15 protein-coding genes and 1 pseudogene are annotated in these 21170 nt (G+C 58.5%); 6 read left to right on the forward strand and 10 right to left on the reverse strand.

The features are described from left to right. Positions 1 to 92 precede the first annotated feature (92 nt). Positions 93 to 1556 (reverse strand): glyceraldehyde-3-phosphate dehydrogenase, encoded by a 1464-nt coding sequence (locus tag QK293_RS20420; protein WP_282380356.1) that lies wholly within the window; start codon positions 1554 to 1556, stop codon positions 93 to 95. 362 nt (positions 1557 to 1918) lie between these two features. Here QK293_RS20420 and mfd point away from each other — a divergent pair, with 362 nt between their 5' ends. The 3 genes from mfd to QK293_RS20435 are packed head-to-tail and all read left to right on the forward strand — an operon-like array spanning position 1919 to position 8647. Then, the gene (gene mfd / locus QK293_RS20425; RefSeq protein ID WP_282380358.1) at positions 1919 to 5368 is read left to right on the forward strand and encodes a transcription-repair coupling factor; all 3450 of its coding nucleotides are present in this window, start codon (positions 1919 to 1921) and stop codon (positions 5366 to 5368) included. A gap of 10 nt (positions 5369 to 5378) precedes the next feature. Then, positions 5379 to 5945: a CsiV family protein gene (locus tag QK293_RS20430; RefSeq protein ID WP_282380360.1), complete on the forward strand. Its 567-nt coding sequence runs from the start codon at positions 5379 to 5381 to the stop codon at positions 5943 to 5945. An 11-nt stretch (positions 5946 to 5956) separates the two neighbouring features. After that, positions 5957 to 8647, forward strand: coding sequence for a DEAD/DEAH box helicase (locus QK293_RS20435; protein ID WP_282380362.1), 2691 nt, complete (start codon positions 5957 to 5959; stop codon positions 8645 to 8647). Positions 8648 to 8790: 143 nt separating this feature from the next. Here the strand turns inward: QK293_RS20435 and QK293_RS20440 are convergent. Further along, positions 8791 to 11517: pseudogene (locus QK293_RS20440) on the reverse strand (DEAD/DEAH box helicase). On the opposite strand from QK293_RS20440, the gene QK293_RS20445 reads away from it, so the two are divergent. After that, a complete protein-coding gene (locus QK293_RS20445) occupies positions 11500 to 11772 on the forward strand; it encodes a hypothetical protein (RefSeq protein ID WP_282380504.1) in 273 nt (90 codons plus the stop codon). The pseudogene QK293_RS20440 and the gene QK293_RS20445 overlap by 18 nt on opposite strands. 27 nt (positions 11773 to 11799) lie before the next feature. Here the strand turns inward: QK293_RS20445 and QK293_RS20450 are convergent, their stop codons facing one another. From QK293_RS20450 to QK293_RS20460, 3 genes are all read right to left on the reverse strand, one after another. Beyond that, positions 11800 to 12537, reverse strand: a complete 738-nt coding sequence (locus QK293_RS20450; RefSeq protein WP_282380364.1) for an S-methyl-5'-thioinosine phosphorylase — start codon at positions 12535 to 12537, stop codon at positions 11800 to 11802. A gap of 12 nt (positions 12538 to 12549) precedes the next feature. Further along, positions 12550 to 13548, reverse strand: a complete 999-nt coding sequence (gene nagZ / locus QK293_RS20455; RefSeq protein ID WP_282380499.1) for a beta-N-acetylhexosaminidase — start codon at positions 13546 to 13548, stop codon at positions 12550 to 12552. Between the two features lie 170 nt (positions 13549 to 13718). Further along, a complete protein-coding gene (locus QK293_RS20460; RefSeq protein WP_007933170.1) occupies positions 13719 to 14426 on the reverse strand; it encodes a TetR/AcrR family transcriptional regulator in 708 nt (235 codons plus the stop codon). 229 nt (positions 14427 to 14655) lie between these two features. On the opposite strand from QK293_RS20460, the gene lexA reads away from it, so the two are divergent. Then, complete coding sequence (lexA, locus tag QK293_RS20465; RefSeq protein ID WP_007933171.1) at positions 14656 to 15264, forward strand: transcriptional repressor LexA; 609 nt, start codon at positions 14656 to 14658, stop codon at positions 15262 to 15264. Positions 15265 to 15274: 10 nt separating this feature from the next. After that, the gene (gene sulA, locus QK293_RS20470) at positions 15275 to 15748 is read left to right on the forward strand and encodes an SOS-induced cell division inhibitor SulA (protein WP_282380369.1); all 474 of its coding nucleotides are present in this window, start codon (positions 15275 to 15277) and stop codon (positions 15746 to 15748) included. A gap of 94 nt (positions 15749 to 15842) precedes the next feature. On the opposite strand, the gene QK293_RS20475 is transcribed toward sulA, so the two are convergent. The 5 genes from QK293_RS20475 to fadA form a co-directional block, all read right to left on the reverse strand. Continuing rightward, positions 15843 to 16076: a hypothetical protein gene (locus tag QK293_RS20475; protein ID WP_140893639.1), complete on the reverse strand. Its 234-nt coding sequence runs from the start codon at positions 16074 to 16076 to the stop codon at positions 15843 to 15845. A gap of 154 nt (positions 16077 to 16230) precedes the next feature. After that, on the reverse strand, positions 16231 to 16755 hold the full coding sequence (locus QK293_RS20480) for a DUF6586 family protein (RefSeq protein ID WP_282380375.1): 525 nt from the start codon (positions 16753 to 16755) through the stop codon (positions 16231 to 16233). A gap of 138 nt (positions 16756 to 16893) precedes the next feature. Further along, positions 16894 to 19521: a type I DNA topoisomerase gene (gene topA, locus QK293_RS20485; RefSeq protein ID WP_282380377.1), complete on the reverse strand. Its 2628-nt coding sequence runs from the start codon at positions 19519 to 19521 to the stop codon at positions 16894 to 16896. 114 nt (positions 19522 to 19635) lie between these two features. After that, positions 19636 to 19872, reverse strand: a complete 237-nt coding sequence (locus QK293_RS20490) for a DUF1653 domain-containing protein (RefSeq protein WP_007953059.1) — start codon at positions 19870 to 19872, stop codon at positions 19636 to 19638. 95 nt (positions 19873 to 19967) lie between these two features. After that, a complete protein-coding gene (gene fadA / locus QK293_RS20495) occupies positions 19968 to 21143 on the reverse strand; it encodes an acetyl-CoA C-acyltransferase FadA (protein ID WP_282380380.1) in 1176 nt (391 codons plus the stop codon). Positions 21144 to 21170 lie beyond the last annotated feature (27 nt).

Genomic DNA, 21170 nt, shown 5'->3' on the forward strand with positions numbered 1-21170 from the left:
ATCGGATTTTCGGTGAACCTCGGCTTGGACTCAAATGCTTAAGTGAACAGCATTACGACCAAAGTCGGGGCGTTTTCATGTGCAGCTAATGCTTAGCGCGGGAATGCTGGCGGGTTTACACCGGCCATGTCTTCCATCACGCGAACCACCTGGCAGCTGTAACCGAATTCGTTGTCGTACCAAACGTACAGAACAACGCGGTTGTCTTGGGTGATGGTTGCTTCAGCATCCACCACGCCTGCGTGGCGCGAGCCAACGAAGTCGGTGGAAACCACTTCCTGCGAATTGACGTAGTCGATTTGCTTATGCAGATCGGAGTGCAGCGCCATGTAGCGCAGGTACTCGTTCATCTCTTCACGGGAGGCGGCTTTCTCAAGGTTCAGGTTGAGAATGGCCATCGACACGTTTGGCGTCGGAACGCGGATCGCGTTACCGGTCAGCTTGCCGGCCAGTTCAGGCAGTGCCTTGGCAGCAGCGGTGGCAGCACCTGTCTCGGTGATCACCATGTTCAACGCGGCGCTACGGCCACGGCGATCGCCTTTATGGAAGTTGTCGATCAGGTTCTGGTCGTTGGTGTACGAGTGAACGGTTTCGACGTGTCCATTGATGATGCCGAACTTGTCGTTAACCGCTTTCAGCACCGGCACGATGGCGTTGGTGGTGCAAGAAGCGGCAGAAACGATCTTGTCATCAGCGGTGATTTCACCATGGTTGATGCCGTGAACAATGTTCTTCAGCTTGCCTTTACCCGGCGCGGTCAGAACAACGCGATCGATACCAGGGCAAGCCAAGTGCTGGCCCAGGCCCTCGGCGTCACGCCACACACCGGTGTTGTCCACCAGCAGCGCGTCTTTGATACCGTACTGGGTGTAGTCGACTTCGGTCGGGTTTTTCGCGTAGATAACCTGGATCAGGTTGCCGTTGGCGGTGATGGTGTTGTTGGCTTCATCAATGGTGATGGTGCCATCGAACGGACCATGAACCGAGTCGCGACGCAGCAGGCTGGCACGTTTCACCAGGTCGTTCTCGGCGCCCTTGCGGACGACGATGGCACGCAGGCGCAGGCCGTCGCCACCACCGGTTTTCTCGATCAGGATGCGCGCCAGCAAACGGCCGATACGACCGAAGCCGTACAGAACAACGTCGGTGCCTTTGCGGGCGGAAATGTTTTGCTGACCAACGACGTCAGCCATTTCCTCACGGACGAACTGCTCGGCAGTGCGGCCATTGCCTTCGGCCTTGAACTTGACTGCAAGCTTGCCCAAGTCTACCGAAGCGGCGCCGAGCTTGAGCTCGCTCATGGCCTTGATCAGCGGAAATGTTTCGTGGACGGACAGTTCGCTGTCGTCGGACTGGCGATGGCGGGCAAAGCGGTGGGCTTTGAGAATCGCAATGACTGAACGATTGATCAGGCTGCGGCCATAGATCGAGCTCACCACGCTGTTGTTGCGGTAGAGCTGACCGATAAGCGGAATCATCGCTTCTGCGAGTGCTTCACGGTCGATCCATTCACCAAGACACTGGTCGGGCTTCTGAGTCACGGGAACCTTCCACATGTAGGGGCAGAAAAAAGGGGCTACATTATGCCGCCGAGTGCCTCCCGTAGCAATGCGCGCCTGTCGCGCGGCCAGTAACAAAATCCTCTTCAAAAAAACCACACACCGCTAAAGCCCATTAAAACCGGGGCCTCCAGCGCCGTCAATTTTTTGGGGGCAGCGCTGCCTTATCCGTAACCATCCGTAACACCTGTTCGTTTTGCCACTACATAATCGGTAGTTTTCACTAAAAAACGGCCGGATTTTGTCTTTACCACTACATTTCGCCCAACCCGCGTAATAGACATATCTGCAACTGACAGCCGGCACCTGAGACCGCTACAATTACCGACTTTGTCGCAACGCTTGGAGCTCAACCTTCCGTGCCCGTTCTGCGTCTACCGCTTCTCCCTGCCGCGGCAGGTAAACAGCACTGGGGCAATCTGCCCGGTGCCGCCCTGAGCCTGGCCATCGCCGAGGCCGCCAGCGCGGCCAAGCGCTTTACCCTGCTACTGACCGCCGACAGCCAAAGTGCCGAACGGCTGGAACAGGAGCTGAGCTTCTTCGCCCCGGATTTGCCGGTGCTGCATTTCCCGGACTGGGAAACCCTGCCCTACGATCTGTTTTCGCCGCACCAGGACATTATTTCCCAGCGAATTTCCGCGCTGTATCGATTGCCGGAGCTGAGTCATGGCGTTTTGGTCGTGCCGATCACCACGGCCCTGCATCGCCTGGCGCCGACCAAATTCCTGCTCGGCAGCAGCCTGGTGCTGGACATCGGCCAGAAGCTCGATGTCGAGCAAATGCGCACCCGGCTTGAGGCCAGCGGCTATCGCTACGTCGATACCGTCTACGAGCACGGCGAATTTACCGTACGCGGCTCGCTGATCGATCTGTTCCCGATGGGCAGCAAATTACCTTTCCGCATCGACCTGTTCGACGACGAAATCGAGACCCTTCGCACATTCGATCCGGAAAACCAGCGCTCCATCGACAAAGTGGAAACGGTTCGCCTCCTGCCAGCTCGCGAGTTCCCACTGCAGAAAGACGCTGTCACCCGCTTCAAGGCGCGCTTCCGTGAGCGTTTCGATGTGGATTTTCGTCGCTGCCCGATCTTTCAGGATTTGAGCAGTGGGATCACACCGGCCGGTATCGAGTACTACCTGCCGCTGTTCTTCGATGAAACCTCCACGCTGTTCGATTACCTGCCGCAGGACACGCAAGTGTTTTCCTTGCCGGGCATCGAGCAGGCGGCGGAAAACTTCTGGAACGACGTACGCAATCGTTATGAAGAGCGCCGCGTCGATCCGGCCCGTCCTTTACTACCGCCAGTCGAGTTGTTCCTGCCGGTGGAAGATTGCTTCGCTCGACTGAAGAACTGGCCGCGCGTGGTCGCCAGTCAACAAGACGTTGAAACCGGCGTCGGCCGCGAGCGCTTCCCCGCCCGGGAGCTGCCGAACCTGGCCATCGAAGCCAAGGCGACTCAACCGTTGGCGGCGCTGGCGGGTTTCCTCGACGAGTTCCCCGGTCGCGTGCTGTTTACCGCCGAGTCCGCGGGCCGTCGTGAAGTGCTACTGGAATTGCTGGAACGCCTGAAGCTGCGACCGAAAACCGTCGACAGCTGGCCGGACTTCGTCGCGAGCAAGGAGCGCTTGGCGATCACCATCGCGCCGCTCGACGAAGGTCTGGTGCTCGACAACCCGGCGCTGGCCCTGGTCGCCGAAAGCCCGTTGTTCGGCCAGCGCGTGATGCAGCGCCGTCGCCGCGAGAAACGCGCCGACGCCAACAACGATGCCGTGATCAAGAACCTCACCGAGCTGCGCGAAGGCGCGCCGGTGGTGCACATCGATCATGGGGTCGGGCGTTACCTCGGGCTGACGATTCTGGAAATCGACGATCAGGCCGCCGAATTCCTGACCCTTGAATACGCCGAAAACGCCAAGCTTTACGTGCCGGTGGCCAACCTGCACCTGATCGCTCGTTACACCGGCAGCGACGATGCCCTGGCCCCACTGCACCGTCTCGGCTCCGAGACCTGGCAGAAAGCCAAACGCAAAGCCGCCGAACAAGTGCGCGACGTCGCCGTCGAGCTGCTCGACATCTATGCCCGCCGCGCCGCTCGCGAAGGTTATGCGTTCGCCGACCCGAAAGCCGATTACGCAACCTTCAGCGCCGGTTTCCCGTTCGAAGAAACTCCGGACCAGCAAACCACCATCGAAGCGGTGCGCACCGACATGCTCGCGCCGAAACCGATGGACCGCCTGGTCTGCGGCGACGTCGGTTTCGGCAAGACCGAAGTGGCGATGCGTGCAGCGTTTATTGCGGTACACGGCGGTCGTCAGGTGGCGATTCTGGTGCCGACCACCCTGCTCGCGCAGCAGCACTACAACAGCTTTCGCGACCGCTTCGCCGATTGGCCGGTGAGCGTGGAAGTGATGAGCCGATTCAAGTCGACCAAAGAAATAAATGCTGCGGTCGCGGATCTGGCCGAAGGCAAGATCGACATCGTCATCGGCACGCACAAGCTGCTGCAAGACGACGTAAAAATCAAAAACCTGGGGTTGGTGATCATCGACGAAGAGCACCGTTTCGGTGTCCGTCAGAAGGAACAGCTCAAGGCCCTGCGCAGTGAAGTCGACATCCTCACCCTGACCGCCACGCCGATTCCGCGCACGCTGAACATGGCGGTTTCGGGCATGCGCGACTTGTCGATCATCGCCACGCCACCGGCCCGTCGCCTGTCGGTACGGACGTTCGTCATGGAGCAGAACAAGAGCACGGTCAAAGAGGCCTTGCTTCGTGAGCTGTTGCGTGGCGGTCAGGTCTATTACCTGCACAACGATGTGAAGACCATCGAGAAATGCGCCGCCGACCTCGCCGAACTGGTGCCGGAGGCGCGGATCGGCATTGGCCACGGGCAGATGCGCGAACGCGATCTCGAACAGGTGATGAGCGACTTCTACCACAAGCGCTTCAACGTGCTGATCGCCTCGACCATCATCGAGACCGGCATCGACGTGCCGAGCGCCAACACCATCATCATCGAGCGCGCTGACAAGTTCGGCCTGGCGCAGCTGCACCAGTTGCGCGGCCGAGTCGGTCGCAGTCACCACCAGGCATACGCTTATTTACTGACGCCGCCGCGTCAGCAGATCACTCCCGATGCGGAAAAACGTCTGGAAGCGATCGCCAATACACAGGACCTTGGCGCGGGCTTCGTGCTCGCCACCAACGACCTGGAAATCCGTGGCGCCGGCGAATTGCTCGGCGACGGGCAGAGCGGGCAAATCCAGGCCGTCGGTTTCACGCTGTACATGGAAATGCTCGAGCGCGCGGTGAAGTCGATCCGCAAGGGCGAACAACCTAATCTCGATCAACCGCTGGGTGGCGGCCCGGAAGTCAATCTGCGAGTACCGGCGTTGATTCCCGAGGACTACCTGCCAGACGTACATGCTCGACTGATTCTCTACAAACGCATCGCCTCGGCCACCGATGAGGAAGGCCTCAAGGACCTGCAAGTGGAGATGATCGATCGTTTCGGCCTGTTGCCGGAGCCGACCAAGAACCTGATGCGCATCACCGCACTGAAATTGCAGGCCGAGCTACTGGGCATCAAGAAAGTCGACGGCGGCCCGCAAGGGGGTCGAATCGAGTTCGCGGCGCAAACCCCGGTTGACCCGCTGACGCTGATCAAGCTGATCCAGAGCCAGCCCAAACGTTACAAATTCGAAGGCGCCACGATGTTTAAATTCCAGGTGCCGATGGAACGCTCGGAAGAGCGCTTTAATACTGTAGAGGCGCTGTTTGAGCACCTCATTCCGAAAACTGCTTGAAGGACGCCGCATGCGCCTGTTTCGCTCACTGACCTTGTTGATAACCTTGGTCGCCCCTACGGCATTTGCCGATGACCTGTATCAGATTGAAATGATTCTGGTCCGCCAAAACGCCGTGCCCGCCATCGTCAGCCGCGCCGCACCGGAAGACTGGGCGGCCGGAGCGCAGCCCATCAGCCCCGACAGCCTGCGCACGCCGAGCCTCAATGGCGAAGTGGAAAAACTCACCGCCAGCAATGAATACACGGTGTTGCTGCACAAGGCCTGGCAACAGACTCTCGGTGAAGAGACCAGCAAAGTCGCGATCAGCGAGGGCAAAGAACAGTTCGGCCAATTCCCGATCGAGGGCACGCTGAACCTGACACTGGGACGGTTCACCGACGTCGACGCCGACTTCTGGGTCAACCAGATCGACGCCAACGGCATGGTCACCGCCAGCGAACGCCTGAAGCAGGAAAGCCACACCAAGAACGGCCAGCTGAACTTCCTCGACAACGGCCACCTCGGCTTGCTGATCAAGATCACGTCCTTGACCGCCCCTGCGCCTCGGCCAGTCCCCGATGAAATTCCGGACTGATTGAAGTCCTTATGCCTGCGACCCTGAGCAAACCCCTGGCCCCTTCCTGGGTCAGCCGATTCAAGGAACAGAGCCTGGAGCGTGGCCGCCGCTACGCGCTGGAGAACCGTGTCAGGATCGTCGAGGCCGGCGATGCCACGATCATCGCCGCCTGCGAAGGCTCTGGCGGTAACGTTTACCGTCAGACCATTCGCTTGCGCGAGTCAGCCAAAGCCACCTTGCTGATGATTGACGCCACTTGCACCTGCCCGGTCCACAGCAACTGCAAACACTGCGCGGCGGTGCTACTGAAAGTGCAGGAAACCCTCGCCTACCCCGCTGCGGCGCAAGACGCGGAGCTACTGGAAAAACTTCAGGCGGTGTTGGAAAACCGGAGCCCGAAAGCGCCGCCGCAGGTGCTGGTGGATAACGTGCAACCGGTGCCGCGCTTGTGGCTGGCGAGCATCGAGTTCAGCGCCTTCGAACCGCGCAATGGCAAGATGCAGCGTTATATTCAGCATCGCGCGGCGTTGTCATTCAGCTATCTGGATGAATACGTTTCCGGGCAGAAGAACGCCGACATCCTGATTCGTCAGGAGACGCAAACGTTACGGATAAAACGCCACCCGGAAGTCGAACAGACCTACAGGGAGCAGCTGCGAATCCTCGGCTTCAAAATTGCCACCCGGCAAAGCAAGGCCTTGCCGGAAAGCGCTGGCGAGCTCTTCGAGATGGTCAACGACAGCGCCTGGCTGACCTTCACCCTCAATGAACTGCCGAAGTTGCGCACTCAGGGCTGGGAGCTGCAGATCGACGAAGACTTCGGTTTCGACTTGACTGCCGTGGATGATTGGTACGCCACTGTCGAACAAGCGCCGGAGCGTGACTGGTTCGATCTGGAACTGGGAATCATCGTCAACGGCGAACGGTTGAGTCTGCTGCCGATCCTGTTGAACCTGATGCGCTCCCACTCCGAGATCCTCAACCCGGAACGCCTCGCACGACGTCGCGACGATGAGTTGATCCTGGTGAACATCCCCAACCGCCCAAACTCAGAGTACGGCCCGCTGCAAGTCGCCCTGCCCTTCGGTCGATTGAAACCGGTGCTGGCGACCCTCGGCGAGTTCTACCTGCAAGGGCCCGGCGAAACGACGCTGCGCCTGAGCAAGGCCGATGCCACGCGATTGAATCCGCTGGAAGACCTGCCGTTGCTCTGGGAGGGTGGCGAGCAAATTCGCACCTTTGCCCAGCGGCTGCGGGACATCAAGGACTTCACCACGACCGCACCGGAAGGCTTGAACGCGACCTTGCGCCCGTATCAGCTGGAAGGCCTGAGCTGGATGCAGTCGTTGCGGCAACTGGAAGTTGGCGGGATCCTCGCGGACGACATGGGACTGGGCAAAACCCTACAGACCCTGGCGCACATTCTCAGTGAGAAGAACGCTGGACGCCTCGATCGGCCGTGCATGGTGGTGATGCCCACTAGCTTGATTCCTAACTGGCTCGACGAAGCGGCGCATTTCACACCGCAACTCAAAGTGTTGGCGCTGTACGGTGCCAGTCGCAAAAAGCATTTCGACAACCTGACCGATTACGACCTGATCCTGACCACCTATGCGTTGCTGCCCAAGGACGTCGAACGTCTGGCGGCGCAGCCATTGCACGTGTTGGTTCTGGATGAGGCGCAATACATCAAGAACCCCAACAGCAAGGCCGCCCAGGCTGCCCGCGAGTTGAATGCTCGTCAGCGCCTGTGCCTGAGCGGCACACCGCTGGAAAACCACTTGGGCGAGCTGTGGTCGCTGTTTCACTTCCTGCTGCCCGGCTGGCTGGGTGACGTGAAAAGCTTCAACCGCGATTACCGTGTGCCGATTGAAAAGCGCGCCAGCGAAGTACGACTCCAGCACCTCAATGGCCGGATCAAACCGTTCCTGCTGCGTCGAACCAAGGAACAGGTGGCGACCGAGCTGCCGCCGAAAACCGAAATCATCCATTGGGTCGAGCTCAACGAAGCCCAGCGCGACGTGTACGAAACCATGCGCTTGGCCATGGACAAGAAAGTCCGCGACGAGATCACCCGCAAGGGCGTGGCGCGCAGCCAGATCATCATTCTTGAGGCGCTGCTCAAACTGCGTCAGGTGTGCTGCGATTTGCGCCTGGTCAATGACGCCGCCCTGCCCACTCGCGGCAGCACGTCCGGCAAGCTCGACAGCCTGATGGAAATGCTAGAGGAATTGTTCGATGAGGGTCGGCGGATTCTGCTGTTCTCGCAGTTCACTTCAATGCTGTCGTTGATTGAAGATGAGCTGAAAAAACGCGGAGTCGATTATGCCCTGCTGACCGGGCAGACCCGCGACCGGCGCGCCCCGGTAAAAGACTTCCAAAGCGGCAAGCGTCAGATCTTTCTGATCAGCCTGAAGGCAGGTGGCGTTGGCCTGAACCTGACCGAAGCCGACACGGTGATTCATTACGATCCGTGGTGGAATCCGGCGACGGAAAACCAGGCGACTGATCGGGCGTATCGCATTGGTCAGGAGAAGCCGGTGTTCGTCTACAAGCTGATTGCCAGAGGCACGGTGGAAGAGAAGATTCAGCATCTGCAGAAGGAAAAATCCGACTTGGCGGCCGGCGTGCTGGATGGGCGCAAGACCGGGGACTGGAAGTTGCAGAGTGATGATATTGAAGCGTTGTTTGCGCCGCTGCCGGAGAAACTCGAAAAATAGCGGCGACTGTAAGATCGCTATCGCGGGCAAGCCTCGCTCCTACAGTTTTGTATTGACCACAAATGTCGCGATCAACTCAAAACGCGTAGGAGCGAGGCTTGCCCGCGAAGGGTTCAACTCGGACTGACTGAAGTAACCCTTTATCAGGATTTCACATCTGGCAATGGCGCAAACAGCGCCTCAATATCACTCTGCTCAAGCTTCCATCCACCCGACGTCCCACCCTCAAGCACCGCCCCGGCCAACGCCGCCTTCTCTTGCTGCAGCGCCTGTATTTTTTCTTCCACCGTGCCGCGCGCAATCATCTTGTAGACGAACACCGGCTTATCCTGACCGATACGATAAGCACGGTCCGTCGCCTGGTTTTCAACGGCAGGATTCCACCAAGGATCGAAGTGGATCACCGTGTCCGCCGCTGTCAGGTTCAGTCCTGTCCCGCCTGCCTTGAGGCTGATCAGGAACAACGGCACCTTGCCGCCTTGAAAGTCTTTGACCGGCGTGCGCCGATCCGTCGTTTCACCCGTCAACAATGAATAACCGATCCCTCGACGCTGCAGTTCTTCCTCAATCAATGCAAGCATCGACGTGAACTGCGAAAACAGCAAAATCTTGCCGCCTTCGCTGAGCAACTCTTCAAGCATCTCCATCAGGCCGATCAACTTGCCGCTGCCCGCACGAAGTGCTTTCGCCGTCAGGGGCATTTTGATCAGCCGCAGATCGCAGCACACCTGACGCAGCTTGAGCAAGGCATCGAGAATAATGATCTGGCTAAGCGCAACGCCCGCTTCGGGCAATTTCGTCACGCACCTTCTTGTCCATCGCCACACGCACGGTTTCATAGACATCCCGCTGCCCATCGCTGAGTTCGACCCAATGCACAATCTCGGATTTAGGCGGCAACTCGGTGGCGACCTGTTCTTTCTTGCGACGCAGCAGAAAGGGTTTTATTCGAGCCGTCAGGTGCTGCATCCGTTCGATATTGCCGTGCTTCTCGATCGGGGTACGGTAGTCACGATTGAAGGTTTTACTGTCGCCAAGCCAGCCGGGCAACAAGAAGTGAAACAGTGACCACAACTCGCCAAGGTGATTTTCCAACGGCGTGCCGGACAAGCACAAACGCTGCCGAGCTTCCAGATCCCGGGCAGCTTGAGCGGCCTAGCTGAGCGGATTTTTGATGTTTTGCGCTTCATCGAGAATCAGCACGCTCCAGACCTGTGGTTGCAAAACTTCAAGATCACGCGGCAGCAACGCATAGGTGGTCAGCACCAGATCGTATTCGGCAAGGTTGATGAAGTCCTTTTGCCGAGTGGCGCCATGCAGTGCCAGGACTTTCAATTGCGGCGTGAAGCGTGCCGCTTCGTCTAGCCAATTGGGAATCAGGCTGGTCGGCATCACCGCGAGCGCCGGCCGATCGAGTCGACCCGACTGCTTTTCCAACAGCAGATGAGCCAGGGTTTGCGGGGTCTTGCCCAAGCCCATGTCGTCGCCGAGGATACCGCCGACCTCCAGCTCACGAAGGGTTTGCATCCAGTTCAGGCCTTCAAGCTGATAAGGCCGTAGTGTGGCGTTGAGGCCTTGCGGAGCAGCAACGTTTTGCTGAGTCGATTCACGCAAGCGTTTTGCGAAACCGCGCAAGCGCTCGCCGCCCTGCCACACTAATGGCAGGCCTTCAAGCGCACTTAAGCGCGCCGCATCAGGGCCACTCAAGCGCAGCGAATCACCGCTGGTCACGTTTAAATACAACTCGCTGAGCGTAGCCATTAACGGCTTGATCCGCCCGAGGGACAGCGCGACTTTGATGCCAGGTTTGGCACCGAGTTGACCACTGTTGAGATCGATCAGCACCTGATCGTCATCGTCGCGCAAGGCCAGGTTACCCGGATCCATCAACTGCGGTTGCCTGCGCAACAGTTGCAGCAGGATCGGCAGCAAACTGTGTCGCTCGCCATTGACCACGATGCCCACCTGCAGATCGAACCATTCGCGCCCCGGAGACTCCTCGACGTCGGCATACCATTCATCCACGGGCTGAAAATTGAAATGAAAGCCGTCGGTTATGCTGATCTGCCAATTAGCCTCTCTGAGCACGGGCACTCCGGATTGCACGAAGGCAATCCACGCCGAGTCATCCGGCATACCAAACATTTCACCCGCGCTATCGGGCAACGCATCACTTTTACGGGTAGCTTTTTTGAAACCTTGTTTTTGCAAGGCCAGGCGTAAGGCTTTTTCAGCCGCGGGTTTGCGTTGAGTGCGTTGGGTTTCGGTGCCGGACAGAATCAGTAGTTCCGCGGATTTCTTGTCCGCCGCCACATGGCCGTTGTAGGTAAACGCCAACGCGGCGCGGTGCTCGGGCTCATACTTCCAGTGTCTGAAACGGTTGGTACTGGCAAGCGTCAGAAAGGCTTGGGGTTCGATGTCATCGACTATCCGCTCGATCAGTGCATGCGGAGGGGGCACAACGCGAGTCACAGCACTGATGCGATGACTGAACTGCATGGCCTGGCGCGCCGGAATCTCAGGCGCCAATGACAAATGGCAAGCCAGTTTCTCGTCCAACTCGCCTTGCAGCAGTCCGATCTCCATCCGCTCGCGGTCCAGGTAGTACAAGGGCTCCAGTGCAAGAACCGTTTCTTCTGGTGCGTGGTCGCCCCGCCATTGAGGCCGGAAGCCGCCGCTTTGAGTTTGTATACCCAGCACGTGCCGGCACTCTGAGCAACCCCATCGCGATTTTCGGTCTCAAGGGGAATACCATCGAGCCAGCGCTCTAACTCAAGATTCAGCTTGGCCGGAGCGTCACTTTTGAATGAGTCCCCGGGGAGTTCTTGCAAGCTGTAAAGCACGGTTGCGCAGTGCTTGCAATTGACCACCACAGGACAAGAGCAGCTGCAGGCCAGCTCAAACTCACCGACAACCTGGATAAGCTCAATGATTTGCTCGTAGACGTTTCCTTGGGAGCCGTTGCACGTCGCGAAGATGAAAGTGTCCTCGACTTTGCGGATCTGCACCCTGTTGTCCTGCGCGTATCCGCAAGCCTTATCCAGAGAGCGACGACTGAACGCCTCCGTCCACGGCAGTTCATGAAGCTGCTCAATAATTGTCAGCATAAAATCAACGCTTCTTAAAGTGACTGAAGTTTACCGGTACCCAACTCAGCTTTTCAGCACTCGCGCCAACGTCGACTTCACCTTGCCCATCCCGTCATGCAACGCTTGCTCGATCTCGGCCATGGTGATCACCGACGTGGACTTGCCCGCTGCCGGATTCACCACCAACGCCAGACAGGCGTAATCCAGTTCCAGCTCGCGAGCCAATGCCGCTTCAGGCATCCCGGTCATGCCGACGATGTCGCATCCGTCGCGCTCCAGTTTCGCAATTTCCGCTGCGGTTTCCAGACGTGGCCCCTGGGTGCAGGCGTACACGCCTTGACTGCTAAAACCAACGCCTTCAGCCGCCAATGCCGCGATCAGCTGCTGACGCAGGGCTTCGCTGTAGGGATAGCTGAAATCGATGTGGGTGACCTGTTCGAGATTATCGGCGAAATAAGTGTGTTCGCGACCGCTGGTGTAGTCGATCAACTGATGCGGGACGCAGAAATGTCCGGTGCCCATCGCGGCATGAATCCCGCCCACGGCGTTGACCGCGAGAATCGCTTCGGCACCGGCCTGCTTCAGCGCCCAGAGGTTGGCGCGGTAGTTCACCTGATGCGGCGGAAAACGGTGAGGATGACCGTGGCGCGCAAGGAACAGCACTTCTTTGCCGGCGTACTCGCCGATCTGCACTTCAGCCGAAGGCGCGCCGTAAGGGGTGTCCACCGCCAATGACTGACGAATGCTCAGGCCTTCGAGTTGAGTCAGGCCGGTGCCACCGATAATCGCGTAAACCGTCATATCGAAAAGCCCTTATTCGATCAGTTGAGCTTCTTTGAGCGCGCCGACCGCTGCGAGCCAGCGCGGGTTCTGACGGTATTCGATGTTGGCGTATGACTGGCCGCGCATCCGCGCGATGCGCTCGGACGGTTTTACCTTCAGACGCTGGGCGGCGCTCAGGGCCAGTTCGGCGGCCGCGCGATCGTTGCACACCAGGCCCATGTCGCAACCGGCCGTCAGCGCCGCTTCGATACGGCTGGCAGCATCGCCGACCACGTGGGCACCAGCCATGGACAGGTCGTCGCTGAAGATGACGCCGTCAAATTGCAGCTCACCGCGCAGAACCTCCTGCAACCAGCGGCGAGAGAAGCCGGCGGGCTGGGAATCGACTTGCGGATAGATAACGTGGGCCGGCATGACCGCAGCCAATTGTTTGCTCAATTTGGCGAACGGCACCAGGTCGTTGGCGCGGATCTCGTCAAGGCTGCGCTCGTCACTAGGGATTGCGACGTGGGAGTCCGCTTCGGCCCAACCGTGACCGGGGAAGTGCTTGCCGGTGGCGGCCATACCGGCGCTGTTCATGCCACGAATAAATGCACCGGCCAGCAACGCAGCGCGCTCGGGGTCACCTTCGAATGAACGGGTGCCGACCACGGCACTGCGCTGATAATCGAGGTCCAGCACCGGAGCGAAGCTCAGGTCGAGGCCGACGGCCAGCACTTCAGTCGCCATGATCCAGCCGCACTGTTCGGCGAGGTATTCGGCATTCGGGTTGTCAGCGATGGCGCGCATGGCTGGCAGCCTTATAAAGCCCTGACGCAAACGCTGAACCCGGCCACCCTCCTGGTCGACGGCCAGCAGCAAATCAGGGCGAATGGCGCGGATTGCGGCACTCAACTCGCGCACCTGGCGCGGGTGTTCGATATTGCGGGCGAAAATGATCAGGCCGCCCACTTCAGGTTGGCGCAATAATTGGCGATCTTCAGCCGTCAGCCAGGTACCGGCGACGTCCACCATCAACGAGCCTTGCAGGCCAGCAGTCATAGAGATTCCTTGATAACGATAAACCCGGCTCGCACGAATTCACCGCCACGGGCTGTACCCGGCAGGTCGGCGACATAAATGGGGAACAGGTTCAGAACGAGAGTCGGCATGGGCGGCTAGCTTAGCGGATGTCAGCTGCCGCGCCCACCCGTGCGCGGTTAAACCTTGGCGGCAACCGGGGTCGATTTGCTGCGCGGCCGCAACTGCGCAGTGGCCATGGCCGTGTCGGTGACGCCGGTTTCGGCACGCATGCCGGCAGCCAGGAACGGTACCATCAGGCGCATGACCTGCTCGATGGAGGTGTTGACGCCAAAGTCGGTCTCGGCAATTGCGCGCAGGGCTTTGATACCGGACATGCTGAACGCGGCGGCACCGAGCATGAAGTGCACGCGCCAGAACAGCTCAATCGGCGGAATACGCGGTGCCGCTTCGTTGACCAACATCATGTAGCGGCGGAACACCTTGCCGTACATGTCTTCCAGATAACGCCGCAAGTGCCCTTGGCTCTGACTGAAAGCCAGACCCAGCAAACGCATGAAAATCGACAGATCGTTACCGCTGCGTGGTTGCACCACCAGGGCTTGCTCGACGAGGATTTCCAGCAGTTCTTCAAGTGTCGGCTTGTTCTCTGGCTTGGCCTGACGCCGCTCCAGCTCTTTATCAAGGCTTAAGCAGAACGGCCCGAGAAAGCGCGAGAAAACGGCCTGGATCAGCGCCTTCTTCGAGCCGAAGTGATAGTTCACCGCCGCCAGATTGACACCGGCCTTGCTGGTGATCAGACGCAATGAGGTTTCAGCGAAACCTTTTTCCGCGAACAATTGCTCGGCAGCATCAAGAATGCGTTCAACGGTTTCCGACTGGGCCATGGCTACTCCGCCTGACAAACACTTGTTTGAAACATACGTTTCAGCCTGTGCAATGTCAAGCCTGCCCGTTCGTTTTGGGAATGGTCGGTCAGCTATTTAACCATACAACTTCCAAGCGTGAATCAGCAGGCTGATCGACCGTCTGGCGGTCGGCAAAAAAAGGGGCATTGCCAATACTGTTTCACTGTATATAATCCCAGTCACTGTATAAAAAGACAGAGCGATCAATATGCTAAAGCTGACGCCACGCCAAGCAGAGATTCTGGCCTTCATCAAACGTTGCCTCGAAGACAACGGCTACCCGCCCACCCGTGCGGAAATCGCTCAGGAACTGGGTTTCAAGTCACCCAACGCTGCGGAAGAACACCTCAAGGCGCTGGCTCGCAAGGGTGCGATCGAGATGACGCCCGGCGCTTCCCGTGGCATTCGCATTCCCGGCTTCGAAGCCAAAGCCGACGAGTCCACCCTGCCAATTATTGGCCGAGTGGCTGCCGGTGCTCCGATCCTAGCCCAGCAACACATCGAAGAGTCCTGCAACATCAACCCGTCGTTCTTCCATCCTCGCGCCGATTATCTGCTGCGGGTTCATGGCATGAGCATGAAGGACGTGGGCATTTTCGACGGTGACCTGCTGGCAGTGCACACCACCCGTGAAGCCCGCAACGGCCAGATCGTAGTGGCGAGGATCGGCGACGAAGTGACCGTCAAGCGCTTCAAGCGCGATGGCAGCAAGGTCTGGTTGATTGCGGAAAACCCTGAATTCGCCCCTATCGAAGTGAACCTGAAAGATCAGGAACTGGTGATCGAAGGCTTGAGTGTCGGCGTCATTCGCCGCTAAAGGAGGCTTTATGCAGTTCCCACACACATCACAGCAAGCCCAACTGCCGCTGTTCGAGGCTTTCATGGTGCAGCCGTTGGCGCCGATCCTGAAAGACGTGGTCGAGTCACCCTGGAGCGCCGAGCCCGAAGTCTTCAGTGAGCTGTCGCTGCGTGGTGCAGCCGGGAACTGCCTGAACCTTCTTGCGCCGATCCTCAGGGAACTGAGCCAGGAACTGGACGCGCGCTGGTTGACGCTGATCGCCCCGCCCGCCAGCCTCACCCAGACCTGGTTGCGGGACGCCGGCCTTAACCGCGAACGCATCCTGCTGCTGCAACCACGTGGCGCTCAGAGCGCACAGCAGTTGACCTGCGAGGCCTTGCGCCTGGGCCGCAGCCACACGGTGGTCAGTTGGCTCAACCCATTGAGCACAACTTCACGGCAACAGTTGATCAGCGCCGCCCGGATCGGGGACGCACAAAGTCTGAATATTCGATTGGGCTAACTGACAAACAATATGCGCTTTGAATAGCGCAGGGCTTCTCCAAGGATAGAGAAGCCGACCTGTAGCAATACCAGCAAAAAAACGACGAGCGGTATCAATGAAGAACCCGTGATCCCTCATCTGTATTGAATTCGCCTTCAACCAGGCGCCCGGCCATCTGAACGCCGACACTCAGCATCGCCTTCGCGACCTCAACGTGCTGGCCTTGCAGGAACGCTTTGGCATCCTCGGAGAAATCCAAAGTAACCAGAGAACCCTCGTCCTCGGCCCTGCGCAGCTCGATACGGCCGTCTGGTAACTCGACAATTTCTAGAAAGGACGTTGGCATAAAGGTCTGTTCTCCACGAAAGGCGGGGATTATATAGGCATCGGCCAGGCTCCGCTCGGGATCTTGACCAGATGCCACTACAAAGAGAAATTTCCGACAGCTCTCATCCCTGAGCGAACAACCCACAGGGCCATCCGTTATTCCGCTCGATCCTTCAGCATTCGTTCAACCCTTCGCGAAAGCGAATCGCCAGGCCTTTGAGGTTCTGACGCCAACTCTCCAGCTCTTCCCGGCTCAGCTCTTGCGAAGCCTCTTCTTCATCCAGGTTAACGGCCAGGATCAGCGGTTGCGTCACGTCACCCTTAGGCTTGTGCGGCGCCCGTGGCGGCTGAAACAGCGCAGCATGAGCCGCGAGCAGTTTGGCCAGCCAGGTTTCAGAATTTTGTGCCAACTCGACCATCTCGGCCAGTTCTGGAATCGCGATGGCTTCCAGTACTTCGCGAGTCAGCAGCAACTCGGCCCGAGGTGCATTGGCCTGAGGCAAGCGATAGAAACCGGCGATTTCATGGCACAGCCCCAGCAACGCACCGTACAAGTGAAATAACGCCGATTGGCGTCCGGCCTGAATCAGCGCCAGCGAGTTCATCGCACGCCCCTCTTCTGCAGTGGCGAGCGCTTCCAGCGACAGGCCGGCGAAGTAAATCTTCTGGTTGGTACGGGTATAGAGTTCGTGGGCCATGACGGCAGCCTCCACAACGAAATAATTGCTTCACGCAGGTCAGACAGTGTCATGGATCACCCAAGTACACCGCAAGCACAAAACAAAAGGCCGCATGAAAACCCGAGGGTTGTCATGCGGCCTTTTGTACAGCGCCTTTTAAGCCTTGGCTGATGGACGCTTGTCTTCAACCTTCCACTTGCCGCCGTCGTAGTACGCCTTCCAGCCAGTCGGCTTACCGTCGACCTCAGTCTGCACGTACTGCTCTTTGGTCTTGCGGCTGTAACGGATCACAGCGGGGAGGCCGTCCGGATCTTTCTTCGGTGCATCACAGAGGAAGTGATACTTCGGATCGATCTCATCCTTGTGCGGCACAATTTCCATGACCAGCGGAGCACGCGTCTCGCGGTTTTTCGGGAATTGGCTGGCCGCCAGGAACAAGCCGGAAGCTCCGTCGCGCAGGATGTAGGTGTCGTTGACCTTCTCGCATTTCAGCTCAGGCATCTTCACCGGATCCATCTTCGGCGGCGCTGCATCACCGCTTTTCAGCAGTTTGCGGGTGTTCTTGCACGTCGCATTGGTGCAACCGAAGAACTTGCCGAAACGGCCGGTCTTGAGCTGCATCTCGCTGCCGCACTTGTCGCATTCCAGGCTCGGACCTTCATAGCCTTTGATGCGATAAGTGCCCTCTTCGATTTCGTAACCTGAGCAATCCGGGTTGTTACCGCAGATGTGCAGCTTGCGCTTCTCATCCAGCAGGTAAGCGTCCATCGCTGTGCTGCAGATCGGGCAGCGGTGCTTGCCACGCAGCACCAGCGACTCCGATTCACCCTCGTCGTCCGCCGCGATTTCGTCGCCCGGCACCAGGTTGACGGTGGCCTTGCAGCGTTCTTTTGGCGGCAGGCTGTAGCCCGAGCAGCCGAGGAACACGCCGGTCGATGCGGTACGAATCTGCATCGGACGACCGCACAACACGCACGGAATGTCAGTCATCACCGGCTGGTTGGCGCGCATGCCGCCTTCGGCGCTTTCGGCTACTTCGAGTTTCTTCTTGAAGTCGCCATAGAACTCGTCGAGCACGCTTTTCCAGTCGCGTTCGCCTTGGGCCACGTCATCGAGGTTCTCTTCCATGCCGGCGGTGAAGCCGTAGTCCATGAGGTTGGAGAAGCTCTCGGCCAAACGCTCGGTAACGATGTCGCCCATCTTTTCCGAGTAGAAACGACGGTTGTGCAGCGCCACGTAGCCACGGTCCTGGATGGTCGAAATAATCGCTGCGTAGGTCGAAGGACGACCGATGCCGCGTTTTTCCATTTCTTTAACCAGGCTGGCTTCCGAGTAACGCGCCGGCGGCTTGGTGAAGTGCTGGGTCGGATCAAGCTTGATCAGCTTCATCGCATCGCCCTGAGCCATGTCCGGCAGCACGTCGTCATCACCAGGCTTGGCGATTTGCGGCATGACGCGGGTGTAACCGTCGAACTTCAGGATGCGGCCCTTGGCACGCAGCTCGAAATCACCGGCACCCACGGTCACCGTGGTCGACAGGTATTGGGCCGGCAGCATCTGGCAAGCGAGGAACTGGCGCCAGATCAGCTCGTAAAGCCGCTCTGCGTCACGCTCCATGCCCGACAGTTTGCTCGGCTCGGTATTGGCGTCGGAAGGACGAATCGCTTCGTGAGCCTCTTGTGCGCCTTCTTTGCTGCTGTAGACGTTCGGGTTTTCCGGCAGGTACTTTTTGCCGAATTCGCCTTCAATATAAGTACGCGCCATCGTCACCGCATCAACCGAGAGGTTGGTGGAGTCTGTACGCATGTAAGTGATGTAGCCGGCTTCGTACAGACGCTGGGCCATCATCATGGTTTTCTTCACGCCGAAGCCGAGGCGGTTACTCGCAGCCTGTTGCAGAGTGGACGTGATGAAAGGCGCCGACGGCTTGCTGCTGGTCGGTTTGTCTTCGCGCTTGACGATGCTGTAGCTGGAAGCCTTGAGCTTCTCCAGCGCGGCCATCGCTTGGGCTTCGTTGAGCGGCTTGAAGGCTTCGCCTTTCTCGCGAGCCACGTCAAAGCGCACGGTTGCGCCCTTGGCGGTGCCGAGGTCGGCGTGAACTTCCCAGTATTCTTCCGGGTTGAACGCGCGGATTTCGCGCTCACGCTCGACCACCAACTTCACGGCAACCGATTGCACGCGACCAGCGGACAAGCCACGGGCCACTTTGGCCCACAGCAGTGGCGAAACCATGTAACCCACCACACGGTCGAGGAAACGACGCGCCTGCTGGGCGTTTACACGATCGATATCCAGCTCGCCCGGCTTCGAGAAGGCTTCCTGAATCGCCTTCTTGGTGATTTCGTTGAACACCACGCGCTTGTAGCGGCTGTCATCACCACCTATGGCTTCGCGCAGGTGCCAGGCAATGGCTTCCCCCTCGCGATCCAAGTCGGTTGCGAGATAGATGGTGTCAGCATCTTTGGCGAGCCGGCGCAGCTCTTCGATGACCTTTTCCTTGCCCGGGAGGATCTCGTACTTGGCTTTCCAGCCATGATCGGGATCGACACCCATGCGCGAGACCAGCTGCTTGCGCGCCTTCTCTTTCGGCGTGAGCACCGGACCCTCACCCGCGGCGGCCTTGCCGCGCTTGGCGGCTGGCTCTTTGCTGGCGCTAGCCGAACCGCTGGTGGGCAGGTCTCGGATATGGCCGATACTCGACTTCACCACGTATTGGTTACCCAGATACTTGTTGATGGTCTTGGCCTTAGCCGGGGATTCCACAATGACCAGCGATTTGCCCATGGATCAGAAAATTCCTGAATTCTAGAAGTGAAAGGCGGTTGGCGCCTGACGCGGCACCGCTATATATAGTGGCTACAAGGTGAGGTCAAGCGCAGGGTTTTGCGCGCACTCAGCTTATGGCTTCGAAAAAAGGCTCGGTTCGGCTTGCACCAAAGCAAAGCGTGGCACCTGTTCACCGTCAACCTCGACCGACTCCAGGAACATGCTCAAGGGACGCACCCAAAAGCCGTAATCGCCATACAGGGCTTGGTAGAAGACCACTTCTTCTTCGGTTTCAGAATGCCGTGCAACGCTGAACACGCGGTACTGCGGACCTTTGTAATGTTGGTAGAGCCCAGGTTGTATCGGCATGCTTTGGCCCTCACTCAAATCTTTTCAAAATAAAAAAATAAAATCAGAAAAACAAAAACCGGGGCACTTGGCCCCGGCTTCCTTCAACGAAACGCTTAAACGCGTTCGAAGACGGTGGAGATGCCTTGGCCGAGACCAATGCACATGGTAGCTACCCCGAAGGTACCGCCATTTTGCTTCATCACGTTCAGCAGGGTGCCGGAGATACGCGCACCGGAGCAACCGAACGGGTGACCCAAGGCGATCGCGCCGCCGTGCAGGTTAACCTTCTCGTTCATCTTGTCGAGTACTTTCAAATCTTTCAGCACTGGCAGGGCCTGTGCGGCGAAAGCTTCGTTGAGCTCGAAGAAGTCGATATCGTTAATGCCAAGACCTGCGCGCTTCAGTGCTTTCTGTGTAGACGGTACTGGACCATAGCCCATGATTGCCGGGTCCACACCTGCTACCGCCATCGAACGAATCACCGCCAAAGGCTGGATGCCCAGGTCCTGTGCACGCTGTGCCGACATCACGATCATGCACGAAGCACCGTCGGTGATCTGCGACGAAGTACCGGCTGTCACGGTGCCGCCCTTAGGGTTGAAAGCAGGCTTGAGAGCCGCCAGGCTTTCCAGGGTAGTTTCCGGACGAATGGTTTCGTCGTAGTCGAACAGTTTCAGGAAACCGTTCTCGTCGTAGCCCTGCATCGGGATGATTTCGTCTTTGAACTTGCCCTCCAGCGTCGCTTTATGAGCGAGCTGGTGGGAGCGCACGCCAAAAGCGTCCTGTTGTTCACGAGTGATGCCGTGCATTTTACCCAGCATTTCAGCGGTCAAGCCCATCATGCCCGAGGCTTTCGCCGCGTACAGCGACATATGCGGGTTCGGATCGACACCGTGCATCATGCTCACATGGCCCATATGCTCGACGCCGCCCACCACGAACACGTCACCGTTGCCAGTCATGATCGCTTGCGCGGCAGTGTGCAATGCGCTCATCGACGAGCCACACAGGCGGCTGACAGTCTGACCGGCAGCGGTGTGCGGGATCTGAGTCATCAGGGACGCCATGCGAGCGATGTTCCAGCCCTGCTCCAGGGTCTGGTTCACACAGCCCCAGATGACGTCTTCGACTTCGTTCGGATCAACCTTGACGTTGCGTTCCAGCAATTTGCTGATCAGGTGCGCTGACATGTCTTCGGCGCGGGTGTTGCGGTGCATGCCGCCCTTGGAGCGGCCCATCGGAGTACGACCGAAGTCGACAATCACGACGTCTCTTGGATTCAAGCTCATAAAATTTCACTCTCGCTCAAGTGTTTG

The sequence above is a fragment of the Pseudomonas sp. AL03 genome, from assembly GCF_029960815.1.
Lineage (GTDB): Bacteria > Pseudomonadota > Gammaproteobacteria > Pseudomonadales > Pseudomonadaceae > Aquipseudomonas.

Coding starts and splice junctions, on each gene's coding strand:
- QK293_RS20420 (WP_282380356.1), bottom strand. CDS start 1,556: ATGTGGAAGGTTCCCGTGACTCAGAAGCCCGACCAGTGTCTTGGTGAA.
- QK293_RS20430 (WP_282380360.1), top strand. CDS start 5,379: ATGCGCCTGTTTCGCTCACTGACCTTGTTGATAACCTTGGTCGCCCCT.
- QK293_RS20435 (WP_282380362.1), top strand. CDS start 5,957: ATGCCTGCGACCCTGAGCAAACCCCTGGCCCCTTCCTGGGTCAGCCGA.
- QK293_RS20450 (WP_282380364.1), bottom strand. CDS start 12,537: ATGACGGTTTACGCGATTATCGGTGGCACCGGCCTGACTCAACTCGAA.
- QK293_RS20460 (WP_007933170.1), bottom strand. CDS start 14,426: ATGGCCCAGTCGGAAACCGTTGAACGCATTCTTGATGCTGCCGAGCAA.
- lexA (WP_007933171.1), top strand. CDS start 14,656: ATGCTAAAGCTGACGCCACGCCAAGCAGAGATTCTGGCCTTCATCAAA.
- sulA (WP_282380369.1), top strand. CDS start 15,275: ATGCAGTTCCCACACACATCACAGCAAGCCCAACTGCCGCTGTTCGAG.
- QK293_RS20475 (WP_140893639.1), bottom strand. CDS start 16,076: ATGCCAACGTCCTTTCTAGAAATTGTCGAGTTACCAGACGGCCGTATC.
- QK293_RS20480 (WP_282380375.1), bottom strand. CDS start 16,755: ATGGCCCACGAACTCTATACCCGTACCAACCAGAAGATTTACTTCGCC.
- topA (WP_282380377.1), bottom strand. CDS start 19,521: ATGGGCAAATCGCTGGTCATTGTGGAATCCCCGGCTAAGGCCAAGACC.
- QK293_RS20490 (WP_007953059.1), bottom strand. CDS start 19,872: ATGCCGATACAACCTGGGCTCTACCAACATTACAAAGGTCCGCAGTAC.
- fadA (WP_282380380.1), bottom strand. CDS start 21,143: ATGAGCTTGAATCCAAGAGACGTCGTGATTGTCGACTTCGGTCGTACT.